Origin of the sequence: Sphingomonas sp. (assembly GCF_036387595.1) — a bacterium.
In the GTDB taxonomy this organism is placed as follows: domain Bacteria; phylum Pseudomonadota; class Alphaproteobacteria; order Sphingomonadales; family Sphingomonadaceae; genus Sphingomonas.
Genome location: NZ_DASVTL010000074.1, coordinates 85,797 through 106,666, shown reverse-complemented (window position 1 = coordinate 106,666; position 20,870 = coordinate 85,797). Strand labels below are relative to the sequence as shown.

Below are 20,870 nucleotides of genomic sequence, written 5' to 3'. Positions count from 1 at the left end.
TCGGGGGGCGGGGGCGCAAGGCTTGATGCGATGGGCGGGACAGGCCTAAGAGCCGTGCCAACCGATACAGAGGCACCGATGGCAGGCCATTCCAAATACAAGAACATCATGCATCGCAAGGGTGCGCAGGACAAGAAGCGCTCGGGCATGTTCTCCAAGCTCAGCCGCGAGATCACCGTCGCGGCCAAGATGGGGCTGCCCGATCCCGACATGAACCCGCGCCTGCGCGCCGCGATCAACGCCGCCAAGGCGCCGTCGATGCCCAAGGACAATATCCAGCGTTCGATCGACAAGGCGGCGCGCGGCGACGCCGAGACCTATGAGGAAATCCGCTACGAAGGCTTCGGCCCCGGCGGCGTCAGCCTCATCATCGAGGCGCTGACCGACAACCGCAACCGCACCGCGACCAACGTGCGCGTCGCGGTTTCCAAGAACGGCGGCAATCTAGGTGCGGGCGGATCGGTGAGCCACGCCTTCGACCGGGTCGGCCTCATCACCTATCCCGCAACGGCGGGTGACGCCGAAAAGGTGTTCGAGGCCGCGCTCGACGCAGGCGCCGAGGACGTGACGTCGAGCGAGGACGGCCACGAGATCTGGACCGCGGTCGGCGACCTGCACGAGGTAACCAAGGCACTGGAGCCGGTGCTGGGCGAGGCCGAAGGCGCCAAGCTGGCGTGGCGCCCGCAGACGATGGTCTCGGTGGACGAGAGTGACGCCGCGACCTTGTTCAAGCTGATCGACGCGTTGGACGACGACGACGACGTGCAGACCGTGTGGGGCAATTACGAAGTGTCGGACGCGGTGATGGAGACATTGGGTTGAATGTCATTCCTCCCCGGGACGGGGAGGGGGACCATGCGTAGCATGGTGGAGGGGGTTCGCCGCGAACGTACCGGCGCGTGGCGCGCGCCCTCCACCATCCGCCTCCGGCGGACGGTCCCCCTCCCCGTGCCGGGGAGGAATGGGTTTTGATCGTCCTCGGCCTCGACCCCGGCCTCGGCACCACCGGCTGGGGGGTCATCCGTGCCGAGGGCAACCGCCTCAGCCATATCGCCAACGGCCGGCTGAAGACCGACACCGCCGCCCCGCTCGCCCGCCGTCTGGCGCATCTCGATACGATGCTTGCCGCCCTGCTCGCCGATCACGGCCCCCAGGCGGCGGCGGTGGAGGAAGTGTTCGTCAACACCAACCCCCAGTCCACGCTCAAACTCGCCCACGCCCGCGGCATCGTCCTGCTCGGCGTGGCGCGCGTCGGGATCGACCCCGGCGAATATGCCGCGCGGCTCGTCAAGAAGGCGGTCGTCGGCACCGGCGGCGCGGAAAAGGCGCAGGTTCACGCGATGGTCGCGCGCCTGCTCCCCGGCGTGACGATCGCCGGCGCCGATGCCGCCGACGCGCTGGCGGTGGCGATCTGCCACGCGCACCATCTGGCCAGCGCGCGGCGGCAGGTCGGATAGACGGCGGGTCGCCATCCACGAGACTCGCCAAAAGCCGGTTGCGGCGCGCGCATGCCGCTGCTAGTGGCTCGCGCCTGCCAGATGCCGGGTAACCGGCGATGTTCACGTGCGGCCGTGGCGGAACTGGTAGACGCGCAACGTTGAGGTCGTTGTGGGCGAAAGCCCGTGGAAGTTCGAGTCTTCTCGGCCGCACCACTTTTTCATGACGGATCGGTGCCCTTCCCCCAGCGGCACCCTGACTGGCGGAAGCACGCGCGCCATGCCTTTTCGGGTGGCGTGCGGCCCGATCGACGTCCACGGCACCGTGCGGGTGAGATGCGCGTTGGGCGCTGATACCCGAAAGGTCGAGTCGTGCCCGCCCATCCGCCCTGCGCCTTCATCAACGCCATCGGCACCGCAGTTCCCGCGCACGACATCCACGATGCGTTCCGGGGCTGGGCGCAAGCGCGCGTCGCGTCGCGCGAGGCGGCGGTGTTCGAGCGGATGGCACGCCGCGCCGCGATCACGCACCGCTGGTCGGTGCTTCCCTCCGCCCCCGGCGGTGGATCACCCGTCGCGACCGGCGGCTTCTACGACAGCGATCCGCTGCCCGGCACCGCCGACCGGATGGCGGTCTATGCGCGGGAGGCGCCCGCGCTGGCGCTCGATGCGATCCGCGCCTTGTCGGCCTCGATCGACCTCGGCGGAATCACCCATCTGGTCGTCGCCAGCTGCACCGGGTTCGTCGCGCCGGGGATCGACCAGATCATCGCCGCCGACCTGAAGCTGGAGGGCGTCGAGCGGCTGCTGATCGGCTTCATGGGCTGCTATGCAGCGGTCGCAGCCCTGCGCAGCGCCCGCCACATCGTCCGCTCCGAACCTGCCGCCCGCGTCCTGGTCGTCACCGTCGAACTCTCGACGCTCCACCTGCAACCCGCACGCGAAATCGAGCCGCTGCTCGCCATGCTGCAATTCGGCGATGGTGCCGCCGCCGCGCTGGTCACCGGCGAACCGCACGGACTGGCGATCGGCACGCCGTTCGCGGCCACGCTCGACGATTCCGCAGCGCTGATCCGCTGGGACATCACCGACCGGGGCTTTGCGATGCACCTGTCGGGCGAAGTCCCCGCGCGAATCGGCGCCGCGCTCACCGACCCCCGGTTCGCCGCGCGCGTCACCGGCGGGCGCGATCCCCGCGCGATCGATGCGTGGGCGGTCCATGCCGGCGGCCGTTCCATCCTGGATGCCGTCGCGCAGGCGCTGGCGCTCGACGCCGCCGCGCTCGATGCGTCGCGCGCGGTGCTCGCCGACAACGGCAACATGTCGTCGGCCACGCTGATGTTCGTCCTCGCGCGTCTGCTGGCGGGGCCGCGCGTGGATGCCGGCGTCGCGCTGGCCTTCGGTCCCGGCCTCGCAGCCGAGGGCTTCGCCTTCGCCGGTGCGCATTGATGCTGGACAGCCGTGCGCAGGCAGAGGAGTTGATGGACGCCGACGATCTCGACCCCGCGACCTATGCCGCGGTCGTCGGCGATCTCGCGAAGGTCAATGCCGTTACGCTTGCATCACGACCGACGCTGGCGTTCCTGGCACGCAATACGCGCGGCCTTTCGCGGTTTCGGCTGCTCGACGTGGGGTTCGGCGACGGCGACATGCTCCGCCGCATCGCGCATTGGGCAAAGCAGCGCGGTATCGAGGCCGAACTGGTCGGAGTCGATCTCAACCCGCGCAGCGAACCTGCCGCCCGCGCGCACACCCGGTCCGATCTGCCGATCCGCTATGTCACCGGCGACTATGCCGACCTCGCCGGCCCGTGGGACGCGATCGTCTCCAGCCTCGTCGCGCATCACATGACGCAGGCGCAGCTCGTCGCCTTCCTGCGCTTCATGGACGCCCATGCCAGCGCCTGGTTCGTCAACGACCTCCATCGCCACGGCTTCGCCTATCGCGGCTATCCGCTGCTCGCCGCGTTGGCACGCTGGCATCCGATCGTCCGCCACGACGGCGCGCTGTCGATCGCGCGGTCCTATCGCCCTTCGGAATGGCGGCCGATTCTGGCAGAGGCTGGCGTCACCGGCGCCCGCGTGTTCCGCGCCTTTCCGTTCAGACTGTGCGTCGAACGCCCGCGCTGATTGTCGGCGGCGGACCCGCGGGTGCCGCCGCGGCGATCGTCCTTGCGCGCGCGGGGGCGCCGCACCTGCTCGTCGAGCGTAGCCGCGATACCGGCGACGCGCTGTGCGGTGGCTTCCTCAGCTGGCGCACGTTGCGCACGCTCGCTGCTTTGGGGGTGGAGGCAGACATGCTCAACCCGGCGCGCGTCACCCGCGTCCGCATCATCGCAGGCGCGCGTCAGGTCGAGGCCCCCCTGCCCGCTCCCGCGGTTTCGGTCTCGCGCCGCCGTCTGGACACCGTGATGCTTGCGCATGCGATCGCCGGCGGAGCGTCGGTCGAGCGCGGCGTGACGGTTCGCGCTATAGAGGCGCTGGCAGCGCGCACCGCCGATGGCGCGACTATCGCCGCGGACACGATGTTCCTGGCAAGCGGCAAGCACGACATCCGCGGTGTCGCCCGCCCCGAGGACGCGCGCGGCGCGGACCCGACCCTGGGTCTGCGCATCCGCCTTACCGATCCATCGACGGCCCGGCTGGTCGGTGACGCGGTGGAACTCCATCTTTTCCGCGGCGGCTATGCCGGCATCGCGGTGCAGGAGGACGGCAGCGTCAACATCTGCATGGCGGTCCACCGATCGCGGATGCAGGCGGCGGGCGGCCCGGTGGCGCTGTTGCGCACGCTGGGCGACGCCCTGCCCCGTTTCGGCGAACGGCTGTCGACGTGGGACGGTGGCGCGCCGGATGCGGTCGCCAACGTGCCCTATGGCTGGCGCGCGCTGGCGACGACTTGCCGCACCTTCCGCCTCGGCGATCAGGCCGCGGTCATCCCCTCGCTGGCGGGCGAAGGCATGGGCATCGCCATCGCCAGCGGCGCCGCCGCCGCCGCGGCACATGTGAGCGGCGAAGCGGCGGAGCATTGGCAGTCCGCCTTCGCACGCACGGTAGCACGCCCGATGCGTGCCGCCGCCATGCTGCGCCGCTTGGCGGAAAGCCCCGTTGCGGCCGCGCTGCTCCCGCTGTTGCGTCCCGATCTGATCCGCATCAGCGCGAACGCGACCCGAATCGGCGACTGACCGCTTGACGACGTGTCATCGCCACCCGAAATTCGGAGATATGGATCAGATGAACCTTTCCGAGAACGAATGGCGCAAGCGCCTGACTCCCGAGCAATATCACGTGCTGCGCCAGGCCGGAACCGAACGCGCTTTCAGCGGGCGGCTCAACGACAACAAGGCCGACGGCATCTATCGCTGCGCCGCATGCCAGCTCGACCTGTTCGATAGCGCCGACAAATATGATTCCGGATCGGGCTGGCCCAGCTTCACCCAGGCGATCGACGCCGATCGGGTCGTCGATCACAGCGACACCAGCCACGGCATGACGCGTACCGAGACGCGCTGCGCGCGCTGCGACAGCCATCTCGGCCATGTCTTTCCCGACGGCCCGCCGCCCACCGGCCTGCGCTATTGCATGAATTCGGTCAGCCTGGACTTCCGGCCACGCAAGGATTGACCGTAGTGTCTCAGGTTGAAACTGGACGCTGATCCGGTGGCCTCCGGCGCTCGCCACCTCCTATATGCTTATCGCAAAGCATGGAGGTGGCAATGAGCGGCAAACTCGACACGTTCTATATCGAACATGGCATTCACGGCGCGCGGGTGATGACGCGATCACACCAGCTTACGGCGGGCTGCATAGCAGACGGTGAGATCGACGCGAACATACAAGCGTTGAAGGATGATCTAGATGCCTGCGCTCGCGAGATGAAGCGGACGGTCGCGGCTGAGCGGCGGTCGCTGTTCGATCGGAGTGGTTCCGTTGTTTAAGGGTCGCAACGGAGAGAAGCGCCCCGCTGACGCGACGTGATTGCCCGGATTGACGCCGATGCGCCCGTCCCGGCAAAGCGTGGACCGTACAAGAAGCGATCAGCGGAGGAATGATCTTGGACAGCCGAGACAAGGCAATCTTAGGAGCCGCAGCCATCATCGCTGCGGCTCTTCTATTTTCGCCATTAAAAGAACCGAGGTACGCCATGATTACAGGCGGCGGAGAGTTCGCGTCCGCATACCGCTTGGATCGTCAAACCGGAGAGGTAAGCGTTTGCGCCGGGGAGAACTGCATGCCCACGAAGTGGCAATCGCCTGTTCCTGCCCAAGCGGCTCAATCAAATTCAAATTGAGCCATTACCGGATTGACGCGTCGCTTGTAGGGCGGATGGTTAGCGCGTATTCCGCGGCCCGCTGATGGCTCGCGCACGCTCCCCCAAACCCGCCCCGAAACCCGCGCGTTCGCCCTGGCGCCGCCGGATCGTCATCGCGCTTCAGCTGCTGATCGGCATGGGGCTGATCGCTGTCGCGGCACTGGCCGTCGCGGTCTATGTCACGCGCGCGCAATTGCCGTCGTTCAGCGAACTCAAATCCTCGCCGAACGGCCAGATGATCCGGGTCCATGCCTCGGACGGATCGGTGATCGTCAGCCTGGGGCCGAGCTACGGCGAATGGCTGCCTTATGAACGCATCCCCGCGGTCATGCGCGATGCGACCATATCGGTCGAGGATCGGCGCTTCCGCTCGCATCCGGGGGTCGATCCGATCGGGGTCGCACGCTCGATCAAGGCGCGCTGGGACCGCGGCCGGTGGACGCAAGGGGGGTCGACGATCACCCAGCAGCTCGCGCGCAACATCTTCCTGTCCAGCCAGAAGAAGTTCGGCCGCAAGTTCCGCGAAGGGATATTGGCGCTGGCGATCGAACGCGCGTTCACCAAGGACCAGATCCTCGAACTGTATCTGAACAAGGTCTATTATGGCGGCGGCGCCTATGGGATCGACGCCGCCGCGCGCAAATTCTTCGGGCATGGCGCCGACGAACTGACGCTTGCCGAAGCCGCGGTCATCGCCGGCCTGGTCAAGGCGCCGTCCAATTATTCGCCCACCGCCGATGCCGACGCCGCGGTCGGCCGCGCCGGGGTCGTCATCGAAACGATGAAGGAAACCGGCGCGATCACCGCGTCCCAGGCGGCCGCCGCCGATGTCGAGGGGCTGAAACTCGCCCCCGAACCGCGCCAGAATAGCGTGCGCTATTTCACCGATTGGGCACTGCCCCAGCTGGACGTGCTGATCGACGAGCAGCAGGCGCCGCTCGAGGTCTGGACGACGCTCGATCCCGCGATGCAGCGCCAGGCCGATGCCGCGATCCGCGCCAACGTGCCCGGCGGCGCGCAGGGTGCGCTCGTCAGCCTCGACCGCGACGGTGCGGTCCGCGCGATGGTCGGCGGCACCGATTACGTGTCGTCCATCTACAACCGCGCGACCCAGGCGCAGCGCCAGCCCGGCTCCGCGTTCAAGCTGTTCGTCTATCTCGCCGCGCTGGAGGCCGGGCACAAGCCCGAGGATTCGATCGTCGACGAACCCATAACCATCGACGGCTGGAGCCCGCGCAACGATTCGCGCCGCAATTCCGGGCCGGTTTCCCTGCGCACCGCCTTCGCCTATTCGCTCAACACCGTCGCGGCGAAATTGGGGCAGGAGGTCGGCTTCGCGACCGTCGCCGACATGGCGCGGCGGTTCGGCATCACGACCACCGTCAACACGCATCCGTCGATGGTGCTCGGCACCTCCGACGTCCGCCTGCTCGACATGACCCGCGCCTTTGCCAGCGTCGCGAACAGGGGCGTCGCGGTCGCACCGTACGGCATCACCCGCGTCACCGCGAACGGCGAGACGATCTACACCCACGAGGTCGATCGCAGCCATGTTCTCGTCGCACCCTATGTCGCCGCGGAGATGACCGACCTGCTCCAGACCGCGGTCAACACCGGCACCGGTCGCGCGGCGCAGATCGGCCGGCCGGTTGCGGGCAAGACCGGCACGACCAGTTCGTCCAAGGACGGCTGGTTCCTGGGCTTTTCCAGCGGCCTGACCACGGGCGTGTGGTTCGGACGTGACAACGCCCGGCCGATATCGGGGCTCAGCGGCGGTCGCGCGCCCGCGCTCGCATGGGCCGCGTTCATGCGCCCGGCCACGGCCAAGCGCCCGATCGAACAGTTCGAGACTCAGGTGACCCTGCCCGAATGGCAGCTCGAACCCGACGAGGAGAGTTACTACGGCGCGCCTGACGATGGGGAGTCCGGCGGCCAGATGGTTGATGGCGACGGCAATCCTGTCACCACGGCGCCCGCCGACGAAGGCGAGGACGCGGTGATCGACGGCGAGTCCCGCCCCGCGCCCGACACCGCGCCCGCGACACCGCAGCAGCTCAACCAGGATTGGATCGACCGCGTCACCGGGCGCAGCGACCCGTCACGCCAGCCGCCAGTCACCCAGCCCCGCGCACCGGCCCCGCGCCCGCTTCAGGACGAGCGGCCGACCCAGTGAAGCGCTGCGCCGTGGCGCCGCAGCCACGCGCGCGCCGGCGTCGGATCGGCGCCATACAGCGTCGCGACCAGCGCGTGGAAGGCCGCGCCGTGGTTCATGTGGACACGGTGCGCGACCTCGTGCGCGGCCGTCGCGCGGCGTACCCACGACGGCGCGAGTATCAGCCGCCAGCTGTAGCGGATCGCCCCCGACGCGGCGCAACTCCCCCACCGCCCCCGGGCATCGCCGATCGCCACCCGCGCGACCGAAACCCCCGCAAGCGCCGCATAATGCCGGGTATCTTCGGTCAGGGCGTCCAGCGCCGCCCGCTTCAGCCATGCCTCCACCCGCCGCGGCACGGTCTCGATCGGGCCCTCCAGCGACAGCGTGTCGCCCTCGCGCACCACCGTCCGCCGCCGTCCCTCGGCCCAGGCGATCGTCAGCCTGGCATCACCGACGCTCAGCAATGTGCCGGGCATGAAGGGCACCGGCTGCGGCAGGGTCGCGCGTTGTGCCGCGAGCCAGTCCTGCTTGCCCTCGGCCCATGCGATCGCTGTCTTCAAGGCCGCACGCCGCGGCAGCACCAACCGTGCACGCCCCGTCGTCGGATCGAGCGTCAGCCGCAGCGAGCGCGCACGCGGGCTGCGGACGATCTCGACACCCTCCATCACAATTCGCGATCGACCAGATGGTGCTCGAGATCGCCCGCCTCGTCCTCGCTGATCGTCCAGCCTCGGACGGAAACGCCCGCGCGATGCACCGCGTCCCGGTCCCCGCAGACCAGATAATGCCACCCCGGCAGCGCCTCCCCCGCCGCGCGCAGCCGATAGGCGCAGGTCGAGGGAAGCCAGTCGATCCCGCCCAGCACGTTGCGCGGGGTCAGCCGGACGCATTCGGGCACATAGGCGCGCCGGTTGCGATAGTCCGAACATTGCCCGGATCGCCGATCGAGCAGCCGGCATGCCACGTTGGTCGTCAGCAGTTCGCCGGTATCCTCGTCCTCCAGCTTGTGGACGCAGCATTTGCCGCAGCCGTCGCACAGCGCCTCCCACTGCCCGCGGTCCAGCTTGTCGATCGGCGTGTCTTCCCAGAACCGCCCGGAACTCATCGCGCCCACTTCGCGATCTCGTCCGCCACCGCCTGCGGGCCTTCGTCGGCGGGTATGAGCGCAAGCGGCTGTCCCGCCGGGTCCATGAGAAAGACGCTATTCTGATGATCCATCAGGTAGCCGCCACCCGCCGACGTTTCACCCTTCTTCGCATAGACCGCATACGCCTTCTGAGCCGCAGCGATCGCCGCCGGACTGCCGGTCAGCCCGATCATCCGCGGGTGAAAGGCGGTGACGAACTCCTTGAGCACCGCAGGCGTATCGCGCGCCGGATCGACCGTCACGAAGACGGGCACGATCCGCGCCGCCAGTGCCGGATCTGTCCTCTCCAGCAGCCGCAACCCGGCACCGACATTGCGCATGTCGACCGGACAGACGTCAGGACAGAAGGTATAACCGAAGTACATCAGCCGGTATCGTCCGGCAAAGCTGCGATCGGTGACCGCGCGCCCGTCCTGGTCGATCAGCGCGAAAGGTCCGCCGATCCGCGCGCCTTCGAGCGGCGGTCGGCCCGGCGCCTCAGGTTGCGACGAATCGGCCGTCGGGCTGCACGCCGCGAGCAACAGCGCCAGTGCGGAAGCGGGCAAGATGTTCATGACAGCGCCAGCCTTGATCTGTTAGCGGCCGCAGCGCAAGCATGGCGCGCCACACGGGATCGCGTCGCTATTCAAGGATGTGCCCGATGCGCCGCCCCCTCCTGACGGTTCTCCTGCTGAGCCTCGCCGTGCCCGCTGGCGCACAGCAGCAGTCGGAGAGCTACAAGTTTCTCCAGGCCGTGCGCGATGCCAAGGGCAACGATGTCATCGCGATGATGGACAGGCCCGGCAGCACCCTGGTCAACACCCGCGATGTGGCGAACGGCGAGACCGCGCTCCACATCGTCGTCAAGCGCGGCGACACGCCCTACGTCAATTACCTGCTCGGCAAGGGCGCCGACGCGAACGCGCGCGATGCCAGGGGCAACACGCCGATGCTGCTGGCGGTCAACGCCGGACAGGGCGACTTGATCGCCATCCTGGCCCGCGCACGGGCCAACCCCAATCTCGGCAATTCCGCCGGCGAGACCCCGCTGATCCGCGCGGTCCAGCGCCGCGATCTGGGGATGGTGCGCGAGTTGCTGGCCGTAAACGCCGATCCCGACCAGCCCGACGTCGTCGCCGGCAAGTCCGCGCGCGACTATGCGACCGAGGACGCGCGCAACGTCACGGTCGCCAAACTGATCGCCGAAACCCCCAAGCGCGTTCGCCGGGCGGTGTCCGGCCCCAGGCTATAGCCCTGCAGAGCAGCTGGCGACGGGGCTCGCAGCGGGAAGAAGAAGGATGTTTCGCGCGGAGGCGCTGAGGACGCAGAGGTGTCGCGCTCGGGGCAAGCTCCCCGAGCAGCAACGCTGCTCCCCACCCCGTCGCCACTTCCGGAGGCGATACGCCGCCTTCGAGTAGAACACCTCTGCGTCCTCCGCGCCTCCGCGCGAACACAATCTTCTTTGCAAATCATGCTGCTCGTCAGCGCGGTCATCGACGGACCGGATCGTATCAGTTTGCCCGCGGATGATCCTAGAGCATGATGACCTTGGATTGACTTACTTCCGTTCGTCCTGAGGAGGGACTGAGCGCAGGCGAAGGACCGTCTCGAAGGACAGTGGGTCTCACCTGTCCTTCGAGACGCCGCTTCGACTTCGCTCAGCGGCTCCTCAGGACGAACGGATCGGTATCAAGTCATCGCGCTCTAATACGCCGCCCCCTGCGCGTCGGGATCGGTCAGCCCGATCACCCGCCGCCCCGCCCGGCGTGCCAGGGCAAGGGTGCAGCGTTTGCGCACATGGGCGGGGAGCGCGACGGTGGCGGCTTCGCGGACGATCTCCGCATCATAGCGATCGGCGACGATGATGCCGGAACGCGCTGGCAGGAAAGCCGGGGTGTCGAGCGGCGCGAGGTCGAACCCGCCGGGCACTGCCCAATAATAACGGTCGCAATGCGCCAGATAGTCCGGCCATTTCGCATCGCCGAGCAGATCGACCCGCGACACCTTGATCTCGACGATGACCAGTCGTCCACGCGCGTCCACCGCCATCAGGTCGGCACGGCGTCCGCCCTCCAGCAACACTTCGGGAACCGCCACGATGTCATGCCGCAGCAGCATCCGGGTGACGCCGCGGCAAACGTCGGCGGCGCACAGCGGCGATCCGGGCGCGTCTATGCAGGAGGATGGAGCGGCAACCATCCGCCGCGCCATAGAACATCCAGCGAACGGGACAACCCCGCTCGCCCTATATCCCCAGGGTCCGAACTAGCGGTAAAAGACGTGGTTGCCGATGGCCGCCACGCGGACGATGCGCGCGCCGGGGCTACGCCGTGATGCGTTGAAGTATAGCGCATTCGACGCCGGGCTGTTCCAGGAATCGGCCAGTGCGACCTTGGCCACCGCTACCGCGCGCTTCCAGCCCGCCCGCGCCGCGTCGATCGCGGGGATCGCGCCGCCGCGGACGAAGCCGAACTGTCCGCGCTGGGTGATGACCGAGCAGACGTCCGACGGAAAGCGTCCGGACTTCGACCGGTTGATGATGACCTCGGCCACGGCGAGCTGGCCCGCGAGCGGCTCACCCTGCGCCTCGAAATAGATCGCGCCGGCCAGGCAGCGTAGCGCCTCTTCGGCGGCGGTATCGCTTTGCGCCGCAACGGCCTCGGCGAGGCTGGCGAAACCCGCCGGCTCGGCCAGGCTCATAGCCTCGTCAAGCGGAAGATCGGGAACCGCGAGCGGGGCTTGCGTGTTCTGCTGGTACTGGTCGGAAGAAACGGATTCGGCGGGCTGGGCGATCGGTGCGACGACGGCACGATCTAGCTCGGCAGCCAGGCCGGGCGTGCTCGTGGCGAGCAGGCCGGCAAGCGACAGGGTCAGCGCGGCAAAGGTTGCAGCGCGAGAAAAAAACGACATTCTTGGCTAATCATATGCGGTGAGATCACGGACACGGCGGATTAAATCCGTCCGTCCGGGCTTCCCCCCGACTGCGTCACCGACCCGTATCGCACACCGGCCGGCCCAACGCTCTTCATCGATGAACCCCGATTGAATGCGCGGGTTTGCGAGTCAATTAACGAGCATCGTTTCAGCGGCGAAGCGTTCTGCCTGCGGGCTGTCCAGTTCGATCACCCATAAGTCCGGGTCGCGCGCGCGCCGCCGACGCCAGTAATCATCGACACTGCCGGACGGTGTCGACTCGATCAGGGCGATCTGTCCTGCAGGACCGATTCCCCGCTCGAAGACGCGCGCGGACCCTGCGCGATCGAGGATGACGACCAGCACACCCCCTCCTTGCGCGTTGCCCTTGGCCACGACGGCCGCCATGCCACCGCTGTCATTTACCCGTCGCAACAACGCCGACACCAGGATGCCGGTGGGCAGTCTGTCGCTCACGAGACATAGCCGGGAAGACCCGCCAACCCGATCCGGGATCGCATGAAAGTGCCCGTTCCCCGGGCCGCCTCGTCACCCTCCGCGTCGATCAGGCGCGCATCGGCGACGAACACCCGCCGTTTGCCGCTGACCCAGCGCCCTTCCGCCACGACCGGACCGGCCTGCAACGGCTTCGTGAACAGCAGGTTGAACGCGGTCGTCAGTAGGAAGCGATCGGTCACCAGGCTGTTGGCCGCGTAGAAGGCGGCATCGTCCAGCATCTTGAAATAGCTCGTGCCGTGGACGGCGCCCGCCGCGTGGAAGTGGCGTTCATCGAGTACGAAATGGATGCGCGCGACGCCAGCCGCGACGATTTCGAGGCGCGATTCGAAGATGCCGTTGATGGGTGCGCGCGCATAGAGCGATTCCAGCGCGCGGAAATGCGCCGCTTCGCCGTCGCCGCGCTCACGCACCGTGTCGTGCAGTTTAGGCGGCATCGCGCGCCTCATCGGTCGCGAACAAGGCATAGGATGCGTCAGGCGACCCCGCGCCGCGCAACTTGGCCAGAAACGTCCGATCGCGCATCCGCCGCGACACCCGCGCAAGCGCCTTCAGATGGTCGGCCCCCGCTTGAGTCGGGGAAAGCAAGGCGAATACCAGGTCGACGGGCAGGTCGTCGACCGCCTGGAAGTCGATCGCCTGCCCCAGCCGCACGAACAACCCGGTCACCTGCGCCAGGCCGTCGAACTTGGCATGCGGGATGGCGACACCGCCGCCGAAGCCGGTCGATCCCAGCTTCTCCCGGTCGGCAAGCCGGTCCGCGATCACGCGCGGCTCGATACCGACCAGCGGCCCGGCGGTCGTGCCGAGCAGCTGGAACACCATCTTCTTCGATGGCGCGGTCACGTCGGTCAGGACGCCGTCGGGGCGCAGCAGGTCGCTCAGGTCGTTCATGGCAGTGGAAATCTCGCACGCGCGGATGCGCGCGGCGGCGCTCTAGCCCCAACCGCGCGCGCGCGAAAGGTCAGCCGGAGGCCGCACCCGCGCCCTGGCTTGCGCCGCGTTGCGGCTCGACCCAGCCGATCGTGCCGTCACCCCGGCGATAGACCATGTTGTATGCGCCCGTGCCGGCGTTGCGGAACAGCAGCGCGGCGGTATTGCGCAGGTCGAGCATCATCACCGCGTCGGAGACGCTGGCGTCGGGAACGTCCACCCGCGTTTCGGCGACGATCAGCGGCGCATCGCTCGCCTCGTCCTCGCCCGCCGGCTCCTGGAACAGGGTATAGCCGGCATTGTCATAGGCACCTTCCTCGGCCATCGCGATCGCCTCTCCGGCGTGACGGTCCTTCAGCCGACGCATGTAGCGGCGCAGCTGCTTTTCGATCTTTTCGGCGGCTGCATCGAAGGCGGGGTGTGCATCATGCGCCTCATGCCCGCCTTTGAGCACCAGTCCGCGCATGACATGCGCGACGATATCGCACCGGAAACCGGCGTCGTGCGGTCCCTTGCCGAACGTAACTTCGGCGGAAATGGCACGGGCGAAATATTTGTCGGCGATACCCTGGAGCCGGTCCGTGACATGGGCTTTGAGCGCATCGCCGGTGTCGACCTGATGACCTGAAATCCGGATATCCATTCTCGTCTCCATCTATTTTGCCGCGGCGCCGGTTGGCGTTCCGCGGATGGTTGCGTCAGCCAGACGCCTCGGCCCCCCAGATCGGATCAACGATCCCCTTCATGAACGCAGCATGCCGCGCCAAGTCTCCCGCGCTCGCCGCAAAATGACGCGCTGGCCGCACGGTTCGCGGCGGTGCGATACGGTGCGCCGCCCCCGCAGCCAAGGCGGCGACGTTGCTGCTGACCAGGCCCAGTCCGATCTGCCGCCCGCCCATCAGCTCGACATAGACCTGCGCGAGCAACTGGGCATCGAGCAGCGCGCCGTGCTGGACGCGGTGGCTGCGATCCACGCCGAAGCGGTTGCAGAGCGCATCCAGGCTGTGCTTGGCACCGGGATGCCGAGTCCGCGCGATCTGCAACGTGTCGATCATCCGCGAAAGGCATACTTCGGGGTGACCGCACCGCGCGATCTCGCCGTTGAGAAAACCGAAATCGAACGTCGCATTGTGCGCGACCAGCGGCGTATCGTCGCCGACGAAGGCAAGCAGATCGGCGATGCGATGCGCGAACAGCGGCTTGTCCGAAAGGAACGCATCGGTCAGGCCGTGCACCGCCTGCGCTTCCGCCGGCATGCCGCGCTCGGGATGGAAATAGGCGTGGAAGGTCCGCCCGGTCTCGACCCGGTTGACCAGTTCGACGCAGCCGATCTCGACCAGCCGGTCCCCCGATTTGAAGTCGAAGCCGGTCGTCTCGGTATCGAACACGATCTCGCGCATCGCGTGGTTATCGACCTTCGTCGCCCGCTAGGCAAGCGATCACGCGCGCGACGGCCGCACGCGTCTCCGCCAACGGTACGTCGGTGGGGATGACGAAGCGGGCACGCGCACGCTTTTCGGCATCGGGAGTCTGGCGAGCCAGGATCGCGGCGAACTTGGCTTCGGTCATGCCCTCACGCGCCAGGACGCGGGCGCGCTGGACGTCGACAGCCGCGGACACCACCGCCACCGCATCGACCCTGCCGTCGCCGCCGGTTTCGAACAGCAAGGGCACGTCGAACACCACCAGCGGCGCGGCCTCATGCCGGGACAGAAAGGCGGCGCGCTCTTGCGCCACGGCGGGATGGACGATCGCCTCCAGCACGCGCATCGCCGCGTCGTCGCCGAGCACCCGTTGGCCCAGCCTTGCCCGATCTACCCCGTTCGCACCCGTCGTTCCCGGAAACGCCCGCTCGATGGCCTCGACCAGGCGCCCGCCCTGCCTCTGCAGCCGGTGAACCGCGGCGTCGGCATCGAATACCGGCACGCCCGAATCGGCGAACATCGCCGCCACCGTCGACTTGCCCATCCCGATCGAGCCGGTGAGGCCCAGGATCACCATGCGAGCGTCATCATGCGAGCAGCAGCGCGCGCAGTTCGTCGTCACGATCGCGCGGGGGTGCCGCGCCGAACAACAGTTCGAACGCCACTGCCGCCTGGCCGATCAGCATGTCCAGCCCGTCCACCGTGTCCAGCCCCCGCCCGCGCGCCTGCGCCAGCAGCGGCGTCTCGACCGGCGCATAGACCACGTCGTACACCACGGCATCCTCGTCCAGCCCCGACAGGTCGACCATCAGCGGCGGCTGTCCGACCATCCCCAGCGTCGTCGCGTTGACCACCAGCGCGCTGGGAGGAATCGCGGCATCCAGCGGCAGCGCGCGGCCCTTCAATCCGAAAGCCGCCAGCAGCGCAGCACCCTTCAGCGGACTGCGATTGAGCAAGGTCACCGGACCCGCGCCGACCCGTGCCAGCGCGAAGAGGATCGCGCGCGCCGCGCCCCCCGCCCCGATCACGGTCACCGGCCGTCCTTCCAGCTCGAGTCCGGCGATCGGCGCGTAGAAGCCCGCGACGTCGGTGTTGATGCCGATCAACGCCCCGTCTTCGGCGCGCAACACCAGATTGGCCGCCCCGATCGAACCGCGCAGGTCGCCCCGGTCCTCGACGTGATCGAGCACCGCCACCTTGTGGGGAACGGTGACGTTGCACCCGCGCCAGTTCGGGTCGGCGCGACGCTCGGCGAAATAGACGCCCAGATCGGCCGCGGTCACGCGGACCTTGCGATAGTCGCCGGCCACGCCTGTCGCATCGAGCCAGAAGCCGTGGATGAGCGGCGATTTGGAATGCGCGATCGGATCGCCGATGACGTCGGCATACATCATGCGAGCAGCTCCCCGCGGGTGCGCAGATAGCCGAGCACCGGCAGCAGCGGCAGCCCGAGCACGGTGAACTGGCTTCCCTCGATCGAATCGAACAATTGCGCTCCCGGACCCTCGATCCGATAACAGCCGACGCATCCTGCGATGGCTGGCCACTCGGCGTCCAGATACGTCTCGATGAACGCCGGGGACAGCGTCCGCACGCGCATCCGCGCCCGCTCGACATGCCGCCACGCCGCACGTCCACCCTCGGCGATAACCGCTGCACTCCACAGGTCGTGGGTCGCGCCCGATATTGCGGTCAGGTGCCGCGCCGCCTCCGCGCGATCGACGGGCTTGTCGAGCAGCGTCCCGTCGGCAAGCACGACGACCGAATCCGAACCCAGCACCAGCATCTCGGGCCGCCGCATGGATACCTTCACCGCCTTCAACTCCGCCAGCGCATCCGCCAGATCGCGCGCGCTGAGGCCGGCAAGCGCATTCTTGGCCGCATCCTCGTCGACGCCCGCCGCCTGCGCCTCGAACGACACCCCCGCCGCCGCCAGCATCGCCCGCCGCGATGCGCTTTGCGAGGCCAGCACGATCATGCTTCCGATCCCCGATCATCGTTGACCAGCGCGATGATCGCGGCGGCGGTTTCCTCGATCGAGCGCCTTGTCACGTCGATCACCGGCCAGCCGTTGTCCGCGAACATCCGCCGCGCGAACGCCAGTTCGCGCACCACCGCCTCCTCCTCGACATAGCGGGTATCGGGCGCCTGGTTCAGCGACAGCAGCCGGTTGCGCCGGATCGCAATCAGCCGGTCGGCGCTGGTCGTCAGCCCGACGACGAGCGGGTTCTTTAGTTGAAACAGGGCGGCCGGCGGCGGGCTTTCGACGACGATCGGGATGTTGGCGGTCTTGAACCCGCGATTGGCCAGATAGATCGACGTCGGCGTCTTGGACGATCGGCTCACCCCCGCCAGCACGATGTCGGCCTCCTCCCATTCCTCCCACGCGGTGCCATCGTCGTGTGCGATCGTGAACTGGATCGCGTCCACCCGCGCGAAATAGGCGGCGTCGAGGACATGCTGCCGCCCCGGCCGCGCCTTCGCGGTCTGGCCCAGCAGCGCCGACAGTGCATCGTTGACCGAGTCCAGAGGCGCGACCGCGGGCAGGCCGAGCGCCGCACACCGCTGTTCCAGGATACGCCGCGTCGTGACGTTGACCAGCGTGTAGATCACCAGCCCCGGCTTCTGGGCGACCTCCTGAAGGATGCGTTCCAGATGGGCTTCGGTCCTGACCATCGGCCAGAAGTGGCGGACCGTCTCCACCTCGTCGAACTGCGCAAGCGCCGCCTTGGCGATATTCTCCAGCGTCTCGCCGGTGGAGTCGGACAGAAGATGGACATGAAGACGCCGCATCTACAACCTCCGGCAACGATCTGTGGACAACATGGTGGCAAAGGCTAGCGCAACCTGGATCAGCCGCAAAGCGAGCCGACAACGGTGGACAGTCGAAGACATATCCACAAACCCGTGCACAGATCCGCTTTCGTTGCACAGCGTGTGGATAACGAGGATCGCCGATCCGGAATCGGCGTAGCCGCGTGCTTCGCGCATGGTCAAGCTGTTGGCATTATCGGCACATCCGCATAAGCCCCACGACCCACGTGCTCACTACCTACCACAATCTTTTCAGATTCTTCTCTATTGAAGAAGGAGCAGGCTCCTGACCGTTCCCGTGACCAAGCCGCTGCTCGCCACGCTGCGGGGCGAGCGTCAGGCCGTGCCGCCGCTGTGGCTGATGCGTCAGGCCGGGCGCTACCTGCCGGAATACCGCGCGCTGCGGGCGGATAAGGGTGGCTTCCTCGCGCTGGCGATGGACCCGCAAAGCGCCGCGGAGGTGACGCTGCAACCGATCCGCCGGTTCGGCTTCGATGGCGCCATCCTCTTCTCCGACATCTTGATCGTACCCTGGGCGCTGGGGCAGGACTTGAGCTTTGGCATCGGCGAAGGCCCGCGTCTCGAACCACCGCTGGTCGATGCCGCGCTGGCCTCGCTCGCGCGCGTGCCCGCGCGGCTCGATCCGGTGTATGCGACATGTGCCCGGGTGTCCGCGTCCCTGCCTGGCGAGACCACATTCCTGGGCTTTGCAGGGTCACCCTGGACCGTCGCGACCTATATGGTCGCGGGGCGCGGTTCCAAGGACCAGGGTGAGACCCGCCGCTCCGCCTACCGCGATCCCGCCGCCTTCGCCGAGATCATCGACGCGATCGCCGTGATGACGATCGACTATCTCGCCGGCCAGATCGCCGCTGGGGTCGAGGCGGTGCAATTGTTCGACAGCTGGGCCGGATCGCTCAGCCCGGCGCAGTTCGAACGCTGGGTCGTCGCTCCCAACGCCGCGATCGTCGCGGGGCTGCGCGCCCGCTGTCCCGGCGTGCCGATCATCGGCTTTCCCAAGGGCGCGGGCGGCAAGCTGCCCGCCTATGCGCGAGAAACCGGCGTCGATGCGCTCGGCGTGGACGAAACCGTCGATCCCGAATGGGCGCATGCCAATCTGCCAGCCGACATGCCGGTCCAGGGCAACCTCGATCCACTGGCGCTCATCGCCGGGGGCGAGACGCTGCGCAGCGCCACCGCCCGTATCCTTGCCGCCTTCGCGGATCGCCCCCATGTCTTCAATCTGGGGCACGGCATCCTGCCCGACACGCCGATCGCGCATGTCGAGGCGCTGATCGCCCAGGTGCGGGGATAGACGCATGGAGTATCTCGCCTTGTCCTACAGCTGGATCGTCGCCGCGCATCTGATCTTCGTCATCTTCTGGATGGCGGGCCTGTTCATGCTCCCGCGCTACCTCGTCTATCATCAGGAGGCGCTTGCCGCCGGCCGTACCGAGGAAGCCGCGCTGTGGGTGGTGCGCGAGGGCAAGCTGCGGCACATCATCCTGACGCCGGCGATGATCGTCGTCTGGGTGCTAGGGCTGACGCTGGCGACCGTGGGGCAGCATTGGGCAGAAGGGTGGCTTCACCTCAAGCTGCTCTTCGTTCTGGGCCTGACGGGCTATCATGGCTGGATGGTGGGCTATGCCAGGAAGCTCGCCGGCAACCGGCCGACGCTGACCGGCAAGCAATTGCGGCTGCTGAACGAGGTGCCTGGCCTTGCGACCGCCGTGATCGTGGTGCTGGCGATCGTGAAGCCGTTTTAGCACGTCCTCCCGTCGCCCTGAGCGAACGGGTTAAGGGCTGACCCTAGCCGGGGCGTCAGTCGTGACTGCTTGACTTGCGCTCAACCCAATTCTACCGCCGCATCACCCGCGGCGACGTCCTGTCGTGCGCGCGCCAGCTTCGTAACGCCGCGAGTCCTCGCCGTCCGTCGCTCGTCAATGCCCGGAAATCTGATGCATCTCAAAGACCTCAAGAAGAAGACGCCGGCCGAACTGGTCAGCATGGCCGAGGAACTCGGCGTCGAGGGTGCCTCGACCCTGCGCAAACAGGATCTGCTCTTCGCGATCCTCAAGGTACAGGCCGAAAATGGCGACCTCATCATGGGGCTGGGCACGATCGAGGTGCTTCAGGACGGCTTCGGCTTCCTGCGCTCACCGGAATCGAACTATCTGGCGGGGCCGGACGATATCTACGTATCCCCCAACCAGGTCCGCAAACACGGCCTGCGCACCGGCGACACCGTTGAGGGCGAGATTCGCGGGCCGAAGGACGGCGAACGCTATTTCGCGCTGGTGAAGCTGACCGCGGTCAATTTCGACGATCCCGACGTGGTGCGCCACCGCGTCAATTTCGACAATCTGACCCCGCTCTATCCGGAGCGCAAGCTGACGCTCGATCCCGCCGACCCGACCGTCAAGGACAAGTCGGCGCGCGTCATCGACATCGTCAGCCCGCAGGGCAAGGGCCAGCGCACGCTGATCGTCGCGCCGCCGCGTGTCGGCAAGACGGTCATGCTCCAGAACATGGCCAAGGCGATCACCGACAACCATCCCGAGGTGTTCCTGATCGTGCTGCTGATCGACGAGCGCCCCGAGGAAGTCACCGACATGCAGCGCAGCGTGAAGGGCGAGGTGGTCAGCTCGACCTTCGACGAGCCTGCGCAGCGCCACGTCCAGGTTGCCGAGATGGTCATCGAAAAGGCCAAGCGCCTGGTCGAGCACAAGCGCGACGTCGTCATCCTGCTCGATTCGATCACCCGCCTGGGCCGCGCCTACAACACCGTCGTGCCGTCCTCGGGCAAGGTGCTGACCGGCGGCGTCGACGCCAATGCGCTTCAGCGGCCGAAGCGCTTCTTCGGTGCGGCGCGCAACATCGAGGAGGGCGGCTCGCTCTCGATCATCGCCACCGCGCTGATCGACACCGGCAGCCGCATGGACGAGGTGATCTTCGAGGAATTCAAGGGCACCGGCAATTCCGAGATCGTCCTCGATCGCAAGGTGGCGGACAAGCGTATCTTCCCAGCACTCGACGTCGGCAAGAGCGGCACCCGCAAGGAAGAGTTGCTGGTCGAGAAGGACAAGCTCAGCAAGATGTGGGTGCTTCGCCGCATCCTCATGCAGATGGGCACGATCGATTCGATGGAATTCCTGCTCGACAAGATGAAGAATTCCAAGACCAACGACGATTTCTTTGATTCGATGAACCAGTAGCTGAATGCGGCCTGCCGCACGCTGCGGCAG

General features: G+C 67.5%; 26 protein-coding genes and 1 tRNA gene. 13 read left to right on the top strand and 14 right to left on the bottom strand.

Annotated elements, in window-relative coordinates; translation table 11 throughout:
- Positions 1–78 precede the first annotated feature (78 nt).
- From VF643_RS07325 to VF643_RS07285, 9 genes are all read left to right on the top strand, one after another.
- Positions 79–822 carry a YebC/PmpR family DNA-binding transcriptional regulator gene (locus tag VF643_RS07325; protein WP_331042716.1) on the top strand — a complete coding sequence of 248 codons (744 nt, stop codon included), beginning with the start codon at positions 79–81 and terminating at the stop codon, positions 820–822.
- A 146-nt stretch (positions 823–968) separates the two neighbouring features.
- Positions 969–1,457 carry a crossover junction endodeoxyribonuclease RuvC gene (ruvC, locus tag VF643_RS07320; protein ID WP_331042715.1) on the top strand — a complete coding sequence of 163 codons (489 nt, stop codon included), beginning with the start codon at positions 969–971 and terminating at the stop codon, positions 1,455–1,457.
- Positions 1,458–1,565: 108 nt separating this feature from the next.
- Positions 1,566–1,652, top strand: a tRNA-Leu gene (locus tag VF643_RS07315).
- 156 nt (positions 1,653–1,808) lie between these two features.
- Positions 1,809–2,885, top strand: a complete 1,077-nt coding sequence (locus VF643_RS07310; protein ID WP_331042714.1) for a type III polyketide synthase — start codon at positions 1,809–1,811, stop codon at positions 2,883–2,885.
- On the top strand, positions 2,882–3,565 hold the full coding sequence (locus tag VF643_RS07305; RefSeq protein ID WP_331042713.1) for a methyltransferase domain-containing protein: 684 nt from the start codon (positions 2,882–2,884) through the stop codon (positions 3,563–3,565). The genes VF643_RS07310 and VF643_RS07305 overlap by 4 nt, the downstream gene beginning before the upstream one ends.
- Positions 3,544–4,617 (top strand): NAD(P)/FAD-dependent oxidoreductase, encoded by a 1,074-nt coding sequence (locus VF643_RS07300; protein WP_331042712.1) that lies wholly within the window; start codon positions 3,544–3,546, stop codon positions 4,615–4,617. The genes VF643_RS07305 and VF643_RS07300 overlap by 22 nt, the downstream gene beginning before the upstream one ends.
- A gap of 40 nt (positions 4,618–4,657) precedes the next feature.
- Positions 4,658–5,056 (top strand): peptide-methionine (R)-S-oxide reductase MsrB, encoded by a 399-nt coding sequence (gene msrB / locus VF643_RS07295; protein ID WP_331042711.1) that lies wholly within the window; start codon positions 4,658–4,660, stop codon positions 5,054–5,056.
- Positions 5,057–5,148: 92 nt separating this feature from the next.
- Positions 5,149–5,370: a hypothetical protein gene (locus tag VF643_RS07290; protein ID WP_331042710.1), complete on the top strand. Its 222-nt coding sequence runs from the start codon at positions 5,149–5,151 to the stop codon at positions 5,368–5,370.
- Positions 5,371–5,787: 417 nt separating this feature from the next.
- On the top strand, positions 5,788–7,917 hold the full coding sequence (locus VF643_RS07285; RefSeq protein WP_414713814.1) for a PBP1A family penicillin-binding protein: 2,130 nt from the start codon (positions 5,788–5,790) through the stop codon (positions 7,915–7,917).
- Here VF643_RS07285 and VF643_RS07280 read toward each other — a convergent pair.
- From VF643_RS07280 to VF643_RS07270, 3 genes are read right to left on the bottom strand one after another with little or no spacing between them, the layout of a single operon-like run.
- Positions 7,893–8,564: a M48 family metallopeptidase gene (locus VF643_RS07280; protein ID WP_414713813.1), complete on the bottom strand. Its 672-nt coding sequence runs from the start codon at positions 8,562–8,564 to the stop codon at positions 7,893–7,895. The two genes, VF643_RS07285 and VF643_RS07280, sit on opposite strands and share 25 nt — an antisense overlap.
- A complete protein-coding gene (locus tag VF643_RS07275; protein ID WP_331042708.1) occupies positions 8,564–9,004 on the bottom strand; it encodes a YcgN family cysteine cluster protein in 441 nt (146 codons plus the stop codon). The genes VF643_RS07280 and VF643_RS07275 overlap by 1 nt, the downstream gene beginning before the upstream one ends.
- On the bottom strand, positions 9,001–9,600 hold the full coding sequence (locus VF643_RS07270) for an SCO family protein (RefSeq protein ID WP_331042707.1): 600 nt from the start codon (positions 9,598–9,600) through the stop codon (positions 9,001–9,003). The genes VF643_RS07275 and VF643_RS07270 overlap by 4 nt, the downstream gene beginning before the upstream one ends.
- 86 nt (positions 9,601–9,686) lie before the next feature.
- Between VF643_RS07270 and VF643_RS07265 the strand changes: the two genes are divergently transcribed.
- Entirely contained in the window at positions 9,687–10,277 is a 591-nt protein-coding gene (locus VF643_RS07265; protein WP_331042706.1) for an ankyrin repeat domain-containing protein, read from the top strand.
- A gap of 452 nt (positions 10,278–10,729) precedes the next feature.
- Here the strand turns inward: VF643_RS07265 and VF643_RS07260 are convergent, their stop codons facing one another.
- The 11 genes from VF643_RS07260 to VF643_RS07210 all read right to left on the bottom strand — a co-directional run bounded on the left by VF643_RS07260 (position 10,730) and on the right by VF643_RS07210 (position 17,604).
- Complete coding sequence (locus VF643_RS07260; protein WP_331042705.1) at positions 10,730–11,224, bottom strand: MmcB family DNA repair protein; 495 nt, start codon at positions 11,222–11,224, stop codon at positions 10,730–10,732.
- Positions 11,225–11,290: 66 nt separating this feature from the next.
- Positions 11,291–11,935 carry a cell wall hydrolase gene (locus VF643_RS07255; RefSeq protein ID WP_331042704.1) on the bottom strand — a complete coding sequence of 215 codons (645 nt, stop codon included), beginning with the start codon at positions 11,933–11,935 and terminating at the stop codon, positions 11,291–11,293.
- 153 nt (positions 11,936–12,088) lie between these two features.
- Positions 12,089–12,415, bottom strand: a complete 327-nt coding sequence (locus VF643_RS07250; protein ID WP_331042703.1) for a DUF1491 family protein — start codon at positions 12,413–12,415, stop codon at positions 12,089–12,091.
- Positions 12,412–12,891 (bottom strand): PaaI family thioesterase, encoded by a 480-nt coding sequence (locus VF643_RS07245; protein ID WP_331042702.1) that lies wholly within the window; start codon positions 12,889–12,891, stop codon positions 12,412–12,414. The genes VF643_RS07250 and VF643_RS07245 overlap by 4 nt, the downstream gene beginning before the upstream one ends.
- Positions 12,881–13,348 (bottom strand): PTS sugar transporter subunit IIA, encoded by a 468-nt coding sequence (locus VF643_RS07240; protein ID WP_331042701.1) that lies wholly within the window; start codon positions 13,346–13,348, stop codon positions 12,881–12,883. The genes VF643_RS07245 and VF643_RS07240 overlap by 11 nt, the downstream gene beginning before the upstream one ends.
- A 70-nt stretch (positions 13,349–13,418) precedes the next feature.
- On the bottom strand, positions 13,419–14,030 hold the full coding sequence (gene hpf / locus VF643_RS07235; RefSeq protein WP_331042700.1) for a ribosome hibernation-promoting factor, HPF/YfiA family: 612 nt from the start codon (positions 14,028–14,030) through the stop codon (positions 13,419–13,421).
- Between the two features lie 55 nt (positions 14,031–14,085).
- Entirely contained in the window at positions 14,086–14,787 is a 702-nt protein-coding gene (gene dnaQ, locus VF643_RS07230; protein ID WP_331042699.1) for a DNA polymerase III subunit epsilon, read from the bottom strand.
- Between the two features lie 7 nt (positions 14,788–14,794).
- Positions 14,795–15,388: a dephospho-CoA kinase gene (gene coaE, locus VF643_RS07225; protein ID WP_331042698.1), complete on the bottom strand. Its 594-nt coding sequence runs from the start codon at positions 15,386–15,388 to the stop codon at positions 14,795–14,797.
- 10 nt (positions 15,389–15,398) lie between these two features.
- Positions 15,399–16,205 carry a shikimate dehydrogenase gene (locus VF643_RS07220; protein WP_331042697.1) on the bottom strand — a complete coding sequence of 269 codons (807 nt, stop codon included), beginning with the start codon at positions 16,203–16,205 and terminating at the stop codon, positions 15,399–15,401.
- On the bottom strand, positions 16,202–16,789 hold the full coding sequence (locus VF643_RS07215) for a nucleoside triphosphate pyrophosphatase (RefSeq protein ID WP_331042696.1): 588 nt from the start codon (positions 16,787–16,789) through the stop codon (positions 16,202–16,204). Before VF643_RS07215 ends, VF643_RS07220 begins: the two co-directional genes overlap by 4 nt.
- Positions 16,786–17,604, bottom strand: coding sequence for a pyruvate, water dikinase regulatory protein (locus tag VF643_RS07210; protein WP_331042695.1), 819 nt, complete (start codon positions 17,602–17,604; stop codon positions 16,786–16,788). The genes VF643_RS07215 and VF643_RS07210 overlap by 4 nt, the downstream gene beginning before the upstream one ends.
- Positions 17,605–17,923: 319 nt before the next feature.
- Here VF643_RS07210 and hemE point away from each other — a divergent pair, with 319 nt between their 5' ends.
- The 3 genes from hemE (at position 17,924) to rho (ending at position 20,840) form a co-directional block, all read left to right on the top strand.
- Complete coding sequence (hemE, locus tag VF643_RS07205; protein WP_331042694.1) at positions 17,924–18,940, top strand: uroporphyrinogen decarboxylase; 1,017 nt, start codon at positions 17,924–17,926, stop codon at positions 18,938–18,940.
- Positions 18,941–18,944: 4 nt separating this feature from the next.
- Entirely contained in the window at positions 18,945–19,391 is a 447-nt protein-coding gene (locus tag VF643_RS07200; RefSeq protein ID WP_331042693.1) for a CopD family protein, read from the top strand.
- A gap of 192 nt (positions 19,392–19,583) precedes the next feature.
- Positions 19,584–20,840, top strand: a complete 1,257-nt coding sequence (gene rho, locus VF643_RS07195; protein ID WP_331042692.1) for a transcription termination factor Rho — start codon at positions 19,584–19,586, stop codon at positions 20,838–20,840.
- The last annotated feature ends 30 nt before the right edge of the window (positions 20,841–20,870 follow it).

What these genes read in the sequence shown, in the direction of transcription:
- VF643_RS07325 (WP_331042716.1), top strand. Translation starts at nt 79, where the DNA reads ATGGCAGGCCATTCCAAATACAAGAACATCATGCATCGCAAGGGTGCG.
- msrB (WP_331042711.1), top strand. Translation starts at nt 4,658, where the DNA reads ATGGATCAGATGAACCTTTCCGAGAACGAATGGCGCAAGCGCCTGACT.
- VF643_RS07290 (WP_331042710.1), top strand. Translation starts at nt 5,149, where the DNA reads ATGAGCGGCAAACTCGACACGTTCTATATCGAACATGGCATTCACGGC.
- VF643_RS07285 (WP_414713814.1), top strand. Translation starts at nt 5,788, where the DNA reads ATGGCTCGCGCACGCTCCCCCAAACCCGCCCCGAAACCCGCGCGTTCG.
- VF643_RS07280 (WP_414713813.1), bottom strand. Translation starts at nt 8,564, where the DNA reads ATGGAGGGTGTCGAGATCGTCCGCAGCCCGCGTGCGCGCTCGCTGCGG.
- VF643_RS07275 (WP_331042708.1), bottom strand. Translation starts at nt 9,004, where the DNA reads ATGAGTTCCGGGCGGTTCTGGGAAGACACGCCGATCGACAAGCTGGAC.
- VF643_RS07270 (WP_331042707.1), bottom strand. Translation starts at nt 9,600, where the DNA reads ATGAACATCTTGCCCGCTTCCGCACTGGCGCTGTTGCTCGCGGCGTGC.
- VF643_RS07265 (WP_331042706.1), top strand. Translation starts at nt 9,687, where the DNA reads ATGCGCCGCCCCCTCCTGACGGTTCTCCTGCTGAGCCTCGCCGTGCCC.
- VF643_RS07260 (WP_331042705.1), bottom strand. Translation starts at nt 11,224, where the DNA reads ATGGTTGCCGCTCCATCCTCCTGCATAGACGCGCCCGGATCGCCGCTG.
- VF643_RS07255 (WP_331042704.1), bottom strand. Translation starts at nt 11,935, where the DNA reads ATGTCGTTTTTTTCTCGCGCTGCAACCTTTGCCGCGCTGACCCTGTCG.
- VF643_RS07245 (WP_331042702.1), bottom strand. Translation starts at nt 12,891, where the DNA reads ATGCCGCCTAAACTGCACGACACGGTGCGTGAGCGCGGCGACGGCGAA.
- VF643_RS07240 (WP_331042701.1), bottom strand. Translation starts at nt 13,348, where the DNA reads ATGAACGACCTGAGCGACCTGCTGCGCCCCGACGGCGTCCTGACCGAC.
- hpf (WP_331042700.1), bottom strand. Translation starts at nt 14,030, where the DNA reads ATGGATATCCGGATTTCAGGTCATCAGGTCGACACCGGCGATGCGCTC.
- dnaQ (WP_331042699.1), bottom strand. Translation starts at nt 14,787, where the DNA reads ATGCGCGAGATCGTGTTCGATACCGAGACGACCGGCTTCGACTTCAAA.
- coaE (WP_331042698.1), bottom strand. Translation starts at nt 15,388, where the DNA reads ATGGTGATCCTGGGCCTCACCGGCTCGATCGGGATGGGCAAGTCGACG.
- VF643_RS07220 (WP_331042697.1), bottom strand. Translation starts at nt 16,205, where the DNA reads ATGATGTATGCCGACGTCATCGGCGATCCGATCGCGCATTCCAAATCG.
- VF643_RS07215 (WP_331042696.1), bottom strand. Translation starts at nt 16,789, where the DNA reads ATGATCGTGCTGGCCTCGCAAAGCGCATCGCGGCGGGCGATGCTGGCG.
- VF643_RS07210 (WP_331042695.1), bottom strand. Translation starts at nt 17,604, where the DNA reads ATGCGGCGTCTTCATGTCCATCTTCTGTCCGACTCCACCGGCGAGACG.
- VF643_RS07200 (WP_331042693.1), top strand. Translation starts at nt 18,945, where the DNA reads ATGGAGTATCTCGCCTTGTCCTACAGCTGGATCGTCGCCGCGCATCTG.
- rho (WP_331042692.1), top strand. Translation starts at nt 19,584, where the DNA reads ATGCATCTCAAAGACCTCAAGAAGAAGACGCCGGCCGAACTGGTCAGC.